Raw genomic sequence first — 12,866 nt, forward strand, 5'->3', positions numbered from 1 at the left:
GCGCGTCCCCCTTTTGCACGATCATGAGCGAGCTTGGCTTCGTCGGCAAGCGTGTGTGGAGACGCTCCATTCAGACGATCCGGGGACCGAAGACGGACCAGCGGTGCGGGCGTTGAGCATCGAATTGCCGTGCTGATCCAGATTGGGCGACCACATTGCGATCGAGGCAATGCCGGGCGCGATCGCCATGATACCGCCAGATCGCCGTCGTTCATCCCGGCACCCGCCATCACCCGGTTCCTCCATATCGCCATGCGCAGGCGACGGGAAATTAGCCGACGTGCGACACGGGAAGAACGGAACTTCGCGAGACGCCACTCGAACGGTATTTGGTGGAGCCGCAAGCTACTCATGAGCCGATTCCCTCTCCGGTTAGCTCTACAGAGCGCAAGAACAGAAAGTGAACAATTAACCTTGTGATAGCCCAGTCCAAGGTTTAGGAACCCGCCAAACGCGAGCGATCGCGCAAACAAGGAAGGACGCGGCTCGAACCGCGCAGGAGGCGGATTGTGGTGACGGATGAGGATCGACGCTATTACGAGCGTCGCGCCGAAATGGAGCTTGAGATGGCTGCCGCGACGGAGGACCCGAACGCGTGTTCGAGCCACTATGCGCTCGCCAATCTTTACCTCGCACTCGTGTTCGAGAAGGACGTGCAGGACGCTTCGTAAAGGAAGATCGCCCTTTTGGGCGGCCCGACCGACATCACGCTGCCAACCGACAGGGCAACCCGCTCGGTACCGGAAAGTGAGCTTGCGATAACGGCCGGTGGTGCCCCGGAGATGGACGTTTACGCGCAGTGGGAGCAAGCTCGGCAACTGACGCTCAGGGGGGCTGGATGGACCGGGGCGCATCGATATTTATAGGGATTGTGTCGGCTACGCTTGCCGGGTCGTTGGTGGCTCAAGGACTGCGACCAGAGCGCACGCGGTTGATAGCGCCTGATGAAAAGGCATGGTTCGATAGGCAGTCACCAGCGATACAGAAAGCGGTTATAGCTGCTCTACGAAGCGCCAAAGCGTGTGTTGCTGACTATTCCAAACGGGATGGGGTCAAAGACGCCATGACTGCCGCGGGTTTGCCACAACCGAGATTTTACACCGGCATTTCCAACGGCACTGTTGTTTATCGGACGGTGCCCGGGATTAAGAGTTGTTACCCAGCCTTTACTGCCCAAGACCCAGATCAACTGTTCAAGTACCTGCAGGACGCCTATGCGGGGCCGCCACGCACCATGAGAGTTCAGCAATCGTGCGAGGCAGCGGCCTCGCAGTACGCCGCAGCTTTCAACAGAACCCTTGCCATGGTGAAACCTGATACGCTCCACGCCGCCTGTCCCACGGGGCAGCCAGAAGGGAAATAGACTGACCGCAATGGACGTTCCCGAAATGTGATTCCTTCTGGGAAAAACGTCATCTGCCCAATGTTTGGCATCGCCACCAGCCTCCCAAAGCGGACGGGCTGTTTTCGTCCCATCCCAGCTGCGCGCCCTTCCCGCTTCCCAACTTCAGACGCTCGTTCATCCGTGTGAGATAGCAACTTTAGAAGTCGGCTGCCCGCGCCCGAACTTCGGCGGTTCGCGAACAATCGACACTCTTGGCGGGTCGCTATGCAGAGGCCGCCGCTGGTGATCGAGACGTCTCGCGGTAAGTAATCCCTAAACTCGTGCTTGCCATGCGGCGCGTCCTTTTCACTGGAACGTGCAAACTACCGCTTCTCGCGCCGCTTGCGCTCGCCGATCGACACAATCAGTCAGCGTCCTAGCGGCGAGCGTAAATAGTCGGCGAGCAAGGCCGCCACGTCGTCGTAAATCGTAATCGCGCCTGCCGTGCGCAGCTGCTCGTCCTTGAACTTGCCCGATCGGACGGCGACCGCGGCGATCCCGCATTTGGCGGCAGCCTCGATGTCGTAGGGCGTATCGCCGACGACGATCACCTCGGCGGGATCGATCCCCGGCAGTTTCTCGAGCGCTGTCGCGAAGACGTCGGGCGCGGGCTTGGTCTTCTCGACGTCGTCGCTGCTCGTCGTCGCGGCGATCAGGTCGCGTGCGTCGAGCAGGTCTATGTAATGGTCGAGTTCCGCCTCGGAGGCCGACGAGGCCAATACGACTTGCTGGCCGAGACCATGCGCGTGCGCCAGCAGGTCGTGCGCCTGCGCGAACGGCTTGGCGGTCTTCAAATACTTCGCCTTGAAGATCGCGCCGTGCGTGTCGCCGAGGCCTTCCTGCTGATCCTCGTCCGCATCGGGCAGCAGCGTCGGCACGAGCATGTCGGTCCCCTTGCCGATCTGGTCGTGGATCATCTGGCGGTCGAACGATGCGCCGACTGTCGCGAACGCCTCCTCCCAGGCAAGGACGTGCATGTCGTTGGTGTCGACCAGCGTACCGTCGATATCAAAGAGAATGGCTTTGATCTGCATGAGACTATCCCGGATCTGAAGTCGTGCATCCGCCATTCGGAACACCGCAGCGCCCTTGAAGGCGTAGCGGGAGAACGGAGTCGACAGAGTGCGATAGCGTCCTAACGGTCCACACTCCGAATTGACCCAACTTAGGCGATCTTGGCTAGGCTTCGTCGTTTAAGGGAGCAATCGATAGCTTCTGTATCGCCAACGCAACGACATCTCTCTAACAATGCGGCTTGGCAAGTCATTGTTATGCGTAGTTTTTCGCGTTGCCCGAACACTTCGATTTAAACATATCGATGTTGATACCAATCAGTATGAAATATAAATGGCAGATATTGGCCTTCAGCAGGAACGATGATGCTGTCCGGATCGCTATACTCCCCAGAATACGCTCACACCGACGGCGACGACGCATCTGCGTGGCAGCCGGAACTTCGCAGCGACAGTGCATAGTGTTGATGATGATCGGGCGGCATTTGCGCCATTGCCGAGTCATGTCTGATGAGCTGCCCTGTCGCGCGTGAGCATCATACTGCAATTCTATAACGGAGACATTCTGATGCGCGCACTGGTTTGGCATGGAAAAGGCGATGTTCGGGTCGATACTGTTGCGGATCCCGAGATCAAGCATCCCCGCGATGCGATCATCAAGGTTACGGCCTGCGCGATCTGCGGGTCCGACCTTCATCTGCTCGACGGATACCAGCCGACGATGCAGGCGGGCGATATTCTCGGCCACGAGAACATGGGCGTCGTCGTCGCACTGGGCTCCGAAGTTACCAATCTGAAGATTGGCGACCGCGTCGTCGTGCCGTTCACGATCAGTTGCGGTGATTGCTTCTTCTGTCGCAAGGGGCTGTTCTCGGCCTGCGAGCGGACCAATCCGAACTCGGAGATGGCGATCAAGGCGATGGGCCATTCGCCCGCCGGCCTGTTCGGGTTCAGCCACATGCTGGGCGGCTATTGCGGCGGCCAGGCCGAGTATCTGCGCGTGCCGATGGCCGATATCGGCCCGATCAAGGTGCCCGACAGCGTCACCGACGAGCAGGCGCTGTTCCTCTCCGACATCTTCCCGACCGGCTACATGGCCGCCGAGAATGCTCAGATCGAGCCGGGTGATACCGTGGCGATCTGGGGCTGTGGTCCGGTCGGACAGTTCGCGATCCGCTCCGCGCTGATGCTCGGCGCGGGCCGCGTGATCGCGATCGATGAGGTGTCCGAGCGTCTCGCCATGGCCGAGGCCGGCGGCGCGGAGACGATTAACTTCGCCGAAGTCGACAGCGTCTATGACGAACTCCAGTTCCGCACCAAGGGTCGCGGTCCGGACAGCTGCATCGATGCAGTCGGTGCCGAGGCGTCGGGTCATGGCGCGATGGACGCGGTGATCGACAAGGTGAAGGCGGCGACCTTCCTCGCGACCGACCGCGTGCACGTCCTGCGCGAGGCCATCATGAGCTGCCGGATGGGTGGCACGATCTCGATCCCCGGCGTCTATGTCGGGATGGGTGACAAGATCCCGATCGGCGCGATGATGAACAAGGGCCTGACGATCAAGACCGGCCAGACGCACGTCCAGGCCTATACCAAGCCGCTGCTCGCGCGGATCGAGGCGGGCGATATCGACCCGAGCTTCGTCGTGACGCACCCAGCCAGTCTCGAGGATGCGCCCGAGATGTACCAGAAGTTCCGCGACAAGCAGGACGGCGTCATCAAGGTCGTGCTGCGACCGTAACCCCTCCCGACCCGGTCCGCTCCTGTCGAGCGGATCGAGTCGGTCTGTTTTCGATCCGCTCCCTTCAGAAGGACGTCCCGATGAGTGACAAGGTTCAGACCCCCGTTCCCGGCAATTCGGCAAGCAAGGGCGCACCGGACGGCGCCTCGGACGCTCCCTGCGGCAACCATGGCGCAAACGTCCATGGCCGCAGCGAAGGCGGCGAGAGCGGCCGCGGATCCTACCCCAACCCGCATGCCGGCAAGACCGAGACGAACACCGGCTTCATGGCGCATGGCGGCCAGACCAACATCGCCTATTATGGCGACGGCTAAAACACGCCATGCTCGTATATTAGGCTTGCCGGCGCGCAATTTAATAACTTCTGCTATTCTCGGCCGCACGGAGGCCAGCCCTTAATTCTGTAATGGAGCAACGCATGCTGTGACCGACCGGAACGTAGGCGGGAAACGGTTTGCGCCCGTAGTATCGAGCTTTGAGTGACGGCCAAGCGACCTTGACTAGGTAAAAATCACCTTGAAAGTCCGCCTGCCGCCCGAGGTTGTTGCGATCGACCAGGAACAGGATGCGCCGGGCATCGGCGTGCGCGAGCAGGCGATAGGCGAGCGTGGCGGCGGTGAAGGTCTTGCCCGCGCCCGTCGCCATCCGCACGAATGCGCGCGGCCGGTCGCTGCCGAGCGACGCCTCCAGCCCTTCGATCGCCTCGACCTGGCAGTCGCGCAGGTTCGTGGTGATCAGCGGCGGCATGTCGACGAGGCGCGCACGCAGCGACGATCCCGCCTTCAGCCACTCGTGCAGCGTTTCCGGCCGGTGGAAGGCAAAGACCCGACGCGAGCGGTGAAGGGGTCGACGCGATCCGAGAATAGGATCTCGGTCCCCGTCGCCTGATAATCGAAGCGAAACGGTGTGCTCCAGGCCGCCAGTATCTGCTGCGGCTGCGGCTGATAGCCCCGGGCTTGCTCGGTCACGCCGGACAACGTCGTGCCCGCCGGCTTGGCCTCGATCACGCCGCAAGCCTTGCCCGCGACGATCAGGAGATAGTCGCAGGGCCCGGTCGCCAGGGGGAACTCGCGCACCGCGACTCCCGGCGCGGCGAGACGGTTCATGTCGGCGCGGTCCTGCACCACCCATCCCGCCGCCGCGAGTTGCCCGTCGATGACCGCCCGGGCCCGTGCTTCCGGCGTGCTGTTCACGCCGCGGTCCTGGCCGAGCGGACTGGATTCTGCAACACGTTGCGGCGCAGACGGCAGGGTCGCTTCCTCACTCGCCGGACGCCGCAGACCCGAGCACGAGCATGCCGCTTTGCCGGGCAAGTCGCTCGCCCTTGATCGCTGCGGCGATCACGTCCGCCAGCAGGTCGCGCAGCTGGCTGCTGGTCGACTTGAAACCGACGGCACGGGCGGCGGCTTGCATGACCTGGTCGTCGGTCGCGCCGTAGTTGATCCGCACCACGTCGAGGATCGCGATTTCGAGTTCAGCCGGCGGCAGCGTGTCAGACTTTCGCAGCGAGGCTGAGCGAACCGTGCTGCGGTCTCGCACCTTTGGCGTCCGGCTCGGCAGGTCAAGAAAATCGTCTTTGTCGGTGATGCGGCCTTCGCGGACCGACACCGCGATCGCCGCTTCGACTGCCTCCTGAATACGGGGGCCGGCTCGCTTCAGTCCCCATGCGTCGCGAATACGATTGATGACTTCGCAAGCGTGGACGGGGCCCTCGATCCGCACGACCTCTTCCGCGAGCATTGACAACGCGCCACGCGGCGTCTCGTGAAGCTCGCCGAACAGATGCGAGGGTCGGGTGAGTTCGGCTTCTTCGTATAGGGTGTTCGAGGGCTGCACGTCGGGCGCCGCCAAGCCGACCTCGGTAAAGCCTTCGCGTTCTAGCGTCGTGATCTCGACGTTCACGGCACGCGTGGCCTTTCCGCCGGCGGCCTGGGAATCATGCTCGGCCTTGGCCGCCTCGATCCGTGCGATGACGAGGTCGATCTGTTCCTTGGGCCGCTGGAACCAGTCGGTGCTCCAGATGCGGTGGATCGTCCAGCCGTGGCTCTCGAGGACCGACTGACGAAGCCGATCGCGATCGCGGGCCGAGCGGGCGTCGTGATATGATGCGCCATCGCACTCGATGCCGATGAGATAAGGGCCGGGTCGCCTCGACCATGTTGGTCCGCGTCGCGCCGGCATCGAACACGCCTTGCGGAATGCGGTGGAAGCGCAGGCCCATGCCGGCTTCGGCTGTGTAGGGGCTGGGGACGATAAACAGCTTGTTCTCGTAGAACTGGCGGTTGCTGACCGCGATCAGCGACTGGTGCTTGCTACGGTAATGCCAGCGCAGCATCCGCATCGGCAGGCCGCGCGCGGTGAACAGGCCTAGGATGCTTTCGATGTCGGTGACGCGGGTGCCTGCATCGTCGTCATCGTCTGCGCCGCCGCCGGTCATCTTAGAGAAGAAGGCGGTGGGCGGCAGCTGCTTGGGATCGCCGACAACGACGACCTGCTTCGCGCGGGCGACCGCACCGAGCGCGTCGACCGGCTGGATCTGGCTCGCTTCGTCCATGACCAGCAGATCGAAGTCGAACAGGCCGGGCGCCAGGAACTGCGCCACGGACAAGGGGCTCATCATGAAGACCGGCTTCAACGCCTGCACCGCGGGCGCGGCCTTCTCCATGAGCTTGCGGATCGGCATGTGACCGCGCTTGCGGGCTATTTCCGCGCGCAGCACGCCGAGCGGACCGACCGCGCCGCCGTCCCGTGCGGGGACCGCCTGATGATGCGCCTTTTCGCGCCTTATTGTCGCAAGTATCGCGAAGTGGGGGCGGAGATTGGCTACAGTACCGAGTATCGAGCAGGACGAGCCGACCGTTTCGGTATTCCAGAGCGACCTTCCCATAGATGAAAAGCTGGATCGCGCGCGGACCGAGCTGCTCGATCTCTCGGCGAGGAACCGTCTGCTCAACATGCCGCGCCCGGCGAAAGGCGCGAAAGCGGTCGAAGTCGTCGACGAGATCAGCAGCGAGATTTTCCGCATGCTCGTCGGTGAGGCGCGCCCTTTCTCGTTCCTCGCGGGCAAGGCGGCACCCGCCGGTGAGCAAACCGGCGAAGACGTGCCGGCGGAAGAGTCGGACGAGATCGCCGATCTCGCGCAACCCGAAGATGACGTCGCCGACGAACGCGGTGTCTACTCGCGTCACGTCGACACCCGTCTCCAGACCCGCCTGACGCCCAAGGGCCTGCAAAAGCGCCTGCTCGAGCTCTACTTCGATGCCCGCACGCTGGAGGAGGAGCAGGGTGGCGCGCGAGTTCGCCGACATGGATCGACAGCGGATCGCGACCGCGAGCTTCGAGGTCGTGAAGGGTCACCAAGTCTACCACAACCTGTTCAGCTGCGGATGGCTTCAGGGCCATTCTAACGCCGGCGATAGGCAGCACCCGGATTACGCCTTTTCAAATTTTTCTAGGACGTCGATCGCTCGAGATCCGCAATCGCCACGTCAAAAAGACTGTGTGTGAGTTGCATACCATGCGGGATGTCGGACAGTAGGTTACGGCCCGCGAGCGAATCGTGGGTCGAGGCGTGGAAACCTCATGGTCCAAACGGCCCGGTCGAGTGTTCGATCGGGGTGATAGTACGAGAGCAAAGGACCTTTGGGTCGAAACCTCTACTTTCAACGGTTGTCATGAATCTCGAGCTCCCGTCTTTGGAAGCCGCATCGTTCCTTGCAATGGGGTGCCGAGACCGACTTCGGCACGCACCTCGAAGGCGCGCGTGGAGTTCTGAACGCCAAGTTTGAGCGGAACATCCAGCGCGATGCGGAAAAGGCTCATGCACTTTCCCAAGCCGGGTGGCGAGTTTTGACGATTTGGGAGCGTGAAACTCGTACGCGCGAAACACTTTTAGCGCAGCTCAGCCGGGAGTTTCTCGACTGACACCATCCGCCATGCCCGATGCAGACTATGCCGCTAGCACGGTTTAAGGTGAGCCATTTCCCTAGCCAAAGCGTCCCAAGCAGTCGTTGCAGACCCTCGCGACGGCGCTAAGGTCGTCCGATGCGCGAGCCAGATTTCGAGATCGACGGGTGGTGCCTTGAGGACGGGGAGGCCTACCATGCCGACGCGCCTGAAACCTTCTGGATACCTGAGCGAGACAGGCGAGAAAGCCTTGAAGCTGGCGATCATGCAAAGCTTATTTTTTGCATAAATGTCGACAATGCGGATGGGAATGTCTCATTCGAGCGGATGTGGGTGCTTGTCCGAGAGCGGACATCAGACGGGTATCTTGGTGTTCTAAATAACGAACCCGATACCGTCGCCGAGAACGACGAGTTTTGGCTTGGCACGGAGCTTCCATTCTCTGCCAAACACGTGATCGCCATCGACGAACGAGACGCGACCACCACGGCGCTCGCCCTCGACGAGCCACGCACGCGCTGGCCAAGCTGACGGGTGCTTCGGACCGGTGCTGATAGGGCATTGGACGTCCGCTAGGTGTTTGATCCCACGGTTTGATGGTGCGATCCTTTCGTTAGAATGGAAGGAAGCAGCATGGGACAGGTACGTCACGGGAGCGCCACGACCACGCACGCCGTCAGAGCAGCAATACAGCGATCGCAAGCTTCGCTCTCGACGCTGAGCCGGGAGCTCGGGATCAACCCGAAGACGGTGGCGAAGTGGCGTAAGCGAGCGACGGTTGAGGATTTAAAGACCGGGCCGAAGGCCCCTCACTCCACGACCTTGACCGAAGCCGAGGAGGCCGCGGTCGTCGCATTCCGGCGCCACACACTCCTGCCGCTCGACGATTGCCTCTATGCGTTGCAGCCATCGATCCCGCATCTGACACGCTCAGCGCTGCACCGCTGCCTGCAGCGGCACGGCATATCCCGTCTGCCAGATATCGAGGGCGACAAGCCTAATCGACAGCGCTTCAAGCGCTACCCGATCGGCTTCTTTCACATGGATATCGCCGAGGTTCAGACAGCCGAAGGCAAGCTCTACCTGTTCGTCGGCATCGACCGCACGAGTAAGTTCGCGGTCACCCATCTCGTCGACAAGGCTGACAGGCGAACGGCGTGGGAGTTCTTGGAACACCTGCTGAAGGCTGTGCCCTACCGTATCCACACGATCCTGACCGACAACGGCATCCAGTTCGCCGAGCAGCCGCGTAACCGGAACACCGCCTGGTCGCGGCAGATGCGCTTCGACATGATCTGCGAAGCCAATGACATCGAGCACCGGCTTACCAAGCCGAACCATCCTTGGACCAACGGTCAGGTCGAACGGATGAACCGCACGATTAAGGAAGCGACCGTCAAACGCTTTCACTACGAGAGCCACGAGCAGTTGCGGGTGCACCTCGCCGACTTCATGGCAGCCTACAATTTCGCCCGCCGGCTCAAGACGCTAAGTGGCCTCACGCCTTACGAATACATCGCCAAAATCTGGACGTCAGAGCCCGATAGGTTCATCATCGATCCGATCCACCAGATGCCGGGACTAAACACCTAAGGAAGGAAAGCGGACTTTCCGCATTCGGGAACGCCGATGGCGATAGCCGACACAACGCTGCGACGTCAAAACGATGATGAAATGGAAATGCGTATGCCTTTTAAATCCCATGATCGCGCTGCAACTGGGGCGTAAAACGAGATTCGCCTTCGAGCACAAATTTGTATTGATCTCGCTCAATCCGATTTCTGCCTTTGAGCGTTACCATCCAATGGAACCAGACGAACCATTGTTACGCGATGCGTATGAAGCGGGCTTGAGAAGCGGTCAACGCGAGGGCGTTCCGGACCAATGCCCCTTTGAAATTCAAGACAAAATGTCAGAGCGTTTCGCGTGGCTTTCCGGTTTCAGCGTTGGCAAAGCCGTACGAAGGTTAAAGTAGCAATCCTTGCTTTGCATCAAACGACGGAAACGCAATCTGGGAGTGCGAGACACCGAGTTCGCCACCAATTCGGTAAAGCGGCATCTACGCAAAACGAATTGATGCGTGACGGTTGGGAACAGTTGCCGTCCCCCGCGGGACCGGTAACGACGAGTATGCGTGATGAATTTGCAGCTGGCGTCGCTCGCGACGGTGATGACGACGGTATCCGCCAGATTTTAGACGAAGTCGCCGCTTCAACCGGAATGGGGTTTGTCGCCCTTGCTCGTGTTACCGATACACGCTGGATTGCCTGTCAAGTCGTCGATCAAATCGACTTTGGGATGTCACCGGGTGAGGAACTGAGGGTTTCAACGACTATCTGCAACGACATACGCGAGCACGGTAATACTGTGGTGATAGACGACGTGGCGGGAAATCCGAAGTGGCTAAGCCATCCCGCTCCGGCCCTATACGGGTTTAAGAGCTATGTTTCACTTCCCATCGTCCTCACCGACGGCTCGTTCTATGGCACTCTTTGCGCCATCGATCCCGAACCACGGAAGCTAGCTGGTCTCGGCAAAGTTTCGATGCTGAAGGGGTTTGCGGACAGGATCGCCTCGATACTATCTGCCGATTGAACCAGACGCGAGTTAGGATAACGAGCATTGTTTCGTCGCGAAGCTTGGTCCGCACGAGGCGCATTGTCCGGCGCAGACGATTATCGCGGACCGTAGATCGCCTGCATAAACGTCCAGGTGTGAACGCAAGCGGAATGGCCGATACGCAACGAAAGCAGCCTGACCACTTCTGGTAAGGCAGGCGGAACACCTGAGGCTAGACCTTTACCGTCGGACGTTGGGCGTCAGGGCATCTAGTGCCTGGACGATATAGAGGGCGAGAACATCATGCCCCTCCATTTTATCGGCTATTATCAGCGCTTCCAGTAGAAGCGCCTTCAATCTGTTCTGTTGGTCGAGAGTCATCCTCGGCCTCCTGTCTCGCATTCCAACGCGCACCGTGAGGTCTAGCGGGAATAATCTAGATCAAGACAGCAGGCTGATGCTACCTGTATGGGATTGATCGGAGTTAAGCTTGGCACTTTCGATTTGAGCAGCGATAGGTCCAGTGGCTAGGCGCCCCCCGCGCAACCCATTGCCCGTGGGTTTATGCACGAACTTTACGCCAACATGACGGCCGCATCGCCTGCCTCGTAAACCGTCGCCAGCATTGCCTCCACTCGGTCTAATCCTGATTGGCTCAACCGGAGGTCAATCGTTGCGTCGTGTTCTCCCTCAACGATCCCGCGCTGCTGCAACACTTCGATCCACCGAGCAGCGGTCGAGTTTGCGATGCCTGCATATGTTGCGATCTTGGACAGCCCAATGCTCCTGCCCTCGGCCTCGGCCAAGTAGATGCCGATGAGCACTGATCCGATCGGATCAGTGCTTAGATCGGCACCGAACAGCCTGATACGAGCGTCGTGTACATGACGTATCCGAAGCGCTGCCTCCCATAGCCTAGCCGGTGGCGGGTCGCGGCCGTTATCATGCCAGAACAGCGTACTTATCAAACGATCAGGTCCCGAGAAGCGGGTAACAAGCAGATTTGCCGCGATGGAGGTGCCGTCAGGTCGCAGGTATCGTTTCTGCAATCGAACAGGGGCGGCACCTTCTTTTAATAGCGCTAGCATGTCGGCGCTTCGTTCCAGATCCCGAGGATCCGTAATTTGACGATAGGATATTCCGATCACTTCGTCTTCACGACGTTTCAGCAGGTCGAGAAAACCTTGATCTGCGTGCAGTATCGTCCCTTCGAGCGATGATACGCAATGAGCAGCAGGCATTGTTCCCTCCTCAACGGATTTGAATTATCCACATATATTAGCATCAAAAGTTATGACTAGGAACAGACGAGCCTTACGGCATTGTAGAGCTTCTCTCTCTACTTCATAGTATCGGCTCGACAATGCAAGTTCGAACAATGAACCGGCGGCCAAAGTCAGGAATCCAGGAAAACTCCGACGAATATTGCCTTCTAAGCGTTTTGCGGCAACGATGCGCATACGGTATCGTCGAACGTTAGCGAAGCTCAATCGGCGGGAGCACCTTTTACAACCGGAGGTTGCGGGCTCGAGGTCTGCCGCTGGCAACCTAGCCTGATCGATCGTCTGCAATCAGGAAATGCAATCGGACCGGGCAACGGCAAAGATTGGGCGACAGCGGAACGGCCGGTCTGGGAAGGAAAGCGGACTGACCGCTTAGCGGTCCAGAGGCAACGTAGTTGTCACCAGAAATTAGCGGACAGCGTACGGGACATAAATTTTTCAAAGCCGTCTGGCAGAAAGATAGAGGGGAGGCTCGAAAACCTCCCCAGCCCATTACTGCCTTTCCGCAAGTTTATGATGCGGATTAGAGCCATTGCGGTTTACGCGTTCTCACGCGCAAGACAGTCTTTTCGAACAACGCCGGACATGCGCCTGTCAATGGAGTCGGCCCCAATCACATTCTGATTAACGGGCAATGTTACTAAAATGTCCATACCCGTTCCGCTGATGTCACCTTTCGCTATCACCGAGGCAAGCTTGTAAGGGGAAAGGAAAGCGGACTGGCGGCTTCAGACGCTCGCTACAGGAAAGCTATCACGGAATGCGCGCGCCGACTGCATCGGATTTTTCCACGGCAATTGCCTAACATATAGTGTATCGAAAAATCCGAAATTTGTTATTCTCGCGAAATGAAACCGAGCAAGCTGCAGGGCCACTTCGAACGGATCTTCGGGCGACCGCTAACCCCGTTTGAAGTCCAAGCTATGAACGAAGCCAGGGCTCTGACGGAGGGAAAGCGCGACGCTGTAAAAGCCATGCGT

Annotated in this window: 15 protein-coding genes and 2 pseudogenes; 8 read left to right on the plus strand and 9 right to left on the minus strand. The window is 59.8% G+C overall.

Annotation, left to right across the window (positions count from 1 at the left end):
- Positions 1-21 precede the first annotated feature (21 nt).
- Entirely contained in the window at positions 22-246 is a 225-nt protein-coding gene (locus tag QP181_RS14145; RefSeq protein WP_333929644.1) for a glutaminase, read from the minus strand.
- 266 nt (positions 247-512) lie between these two features.
- On the opposite strand from QP181_RS14145, the gene QP181_RS14150 reads away from it, so the two are divergent.
- On the plus strand, positions 513-671 hold the full coding sequence (locus QP181_RS14150; RefSeq protein WP_333928932.1) for a hypothetical protein: 159 nt from the start codon (positions 513-515) through the stop codon (positions 669-671).
- Positions 672-1,752: 1,081 nt separating this feature from the next.
- Here the strand turns inward: QP181_RS14150 and QP181_RS14155 are convergent.
- Positions 1,753-2,418 carry an HAD family hydrolase gene (locus QP181_RS14155; RefSeq protein ID WP_333928933.1) on the minus strand — a complete coding sequence of 222 codons (666 nt, stop codon included), beginning with the start codon at positions 2,416-2,418 and terminating at the stop codon, positions 1,753-1,755.
- A gap of 547 nt (positions 2,419-2,965) precedes the next feature.
- On the opposite strand from QP181_RS14155, the gene QP181_RS14160 reads away from it, so the two are divergent.
- Positions 2,966-4,138, plus strand: a complete 1,173-nt coding sequence (locus tag QP181_RS14160) for a zinc-dependent alcohol dehydrogenase (RefSeq protein WP_332754936.1) — start codon at positions 2,966-2,968, stop codon at positions 4,136-4,138.
- Positions 4,139-4,218: 80 nt separating this feature from the next.
- The gene (locus QP181_RS14165) at positions 4,219-4,452 is read left to right on the plus strand and encodes a hypothetical protein (protein ID WP_333923576.1); all 234 of its coding nucleotides are present in this window, start codon (positions 4,219-4,221) and stop codon (positions 4,450-4,452) included.
- Between the two features lie 40 nt (positions 4,453-4,492).
- On the opposite strand, the gene QP181_RS14170 is transcribed toward QP181_RS14165, so the two are convergent.
- From QP181_RS14170 to QP181_RS20045, 5 genes and pseudogenes are all read right to left on the minus strand, one after another.
- Positions 4,493-4,885, minus strand: a complete 393-nt coding sequence (locus QP181_RS14170; protein ID WP_333923577.1) for a DEAD/DEAH box helicase family protein — start codon at positions 4,883-4,885, stop codon at positions 4,493-4,495.
- 35 nt (positions 4,886-4,920) lie between these two features.
- Positions 4,921-5,331, minus strand: coding sequence for a hypothetical protein (locus QP181_RS14175; RefSeq protein ID WP_333923578.1), 411 nt, complete (start codon positions 5,329-5,331; stop codon positions 4,921-4,923).
- A 67-nt stretch (positions 5,332-5,398) separates the two neighbouring features.
- Positions 5,399-6,040, minus strand: coding sequence for a DUF3320 domain-containing protein (locus QP181_RS14180; protein ID WP_333928934.1), 642 nt, complete (start codon positions 6,038-6,040; stop codon positions 5,399-5,401).
- Positions 6,041-6,157: 117 nt separating this feature from the next.
- Positions 6,158-6,319, minus strand: a pseudogene (locus tag QP181_RS20040) (PDDEXK-like endonuclease domain-containing protein); the annotation flags it as partial.
- Positions 6,320-6,596: 277 nt separating this feature from the next.
- A pseudogene (locus QP181_RS20045) lies at positions 6,597-7,025 on the minus strand (AAA domain-containing protein); the annotation flags it as partial.
- Between QP181_RS20045 and QP181_RS14190 the strand changes: the two are divergent.
- The gene (locus tag QP181_RS14190) at positions 6,958-7,545 is read left to right on the plus strand and encodes a DUF4011 domain-containing protein (protein WP_333928937.1); all 588 of its coding nucleotides are present in this window, start codon (positions 6,958-6,960) and stop codon (positions 7,543-7,545) included. The pseudogene QP181_RS20045 and the gene QP181_RS14190 overlap by 68 nt on opposite strands.
- Before the next feature lie 265 nt (positions 7,546-7,810).
- On the opposite strand, the gene QP181_RS14195 is transcribed toward QP181_RS14190, so the two are convergent.
- Complete coding sequence (locus tag QP181_RS14195) at positions 7,811-7,960, minus strand: hypothetical protein (RefSeq protein WP_333928938.1); 150 nt, start codon at positions 7,958-7,960, stop codon at positions 7,811-7,813.
- Between the two features lie 222 nt (positions 7,961-8,182).
- Between QP181_RS14195 and QP181_RS14200 the strand changes: the two genes are divergently transcribed.
- The 4 genes from QP181_RS14200 (at position 8,183) to QP181_RS14215 (ending at position 10,639) form a co-directional block, all read left to right on the plus strand.
- Positions 8,183-8,575, plus strand: a complete 393-nt coding sequence (locus tag QP181_RS14200) for a hypothetical protein (RefSeq protein ID WP_333928939.1) — start codon at positions 8,183-8,185, stop codon at positions 8,573-8,575.
- A 102-nt stretch (positions 8,576-8,677) separates the two neighbouring features.
- Positions 8,678-9,637 (plus strand): IS481 family transposase, encoded by a 960-nt coding sequence (locus tag QP181_RS14205; RefSeq protein ID WP_060527537.1) that lies wholly within the window; start codon positions 8,678-8,680, stop codon positions 9,635-9,637.
- 109 nt (positions 9,638-9,746) lie between these two features.
- Positions 9,747-10,019, plus strand: a complete 273-nt coding sequence (locus tag QP181_RS14210; protein WP_333928942.1) for a hypothetical protein — start codon at positions 9,747-9,749, stop codon at positions 10,017-10,019.
- Positions 10,020-10,174: 155 nt separating this feature from the next.
- Positions 10,175-10,639: a GAF domain-containing protein gene (locus QP181_RS14215; RefSeq protein WP_132742340.1), complete on the plus strand. Its 465-nt coding sequence runs from the start codon at positions 10,175-10,177 to the stop codon at positions 10,637-10,639.
- Between the two features lie 539 nt (positions 10,640-11,178).
- Here QP181_RS14215 and QP181_RS14220 read toward each other — a convergent pair.
- Positions 11,179-11,844, minus strand: coding sequence for a PAS domain-containing protein (locus QP181_RS14220; RefSeq protein ID WP_333928943.1), 666 nt, complete (start codon positions 11,842-11,844; stop codon positions 11,179-11,181).
- Positions 11,845-12,866 lie beyond the last annotated feature (1,022 nt).

Source organism: Sphingomonas sp. LR55, from assembly GCF_036856015.1.
GTDB lineage: Bacteria > Pseudomonadota > Alphaproteobacteria > Sphingomonadales > Sphingomonadaceae > Sphingomonas.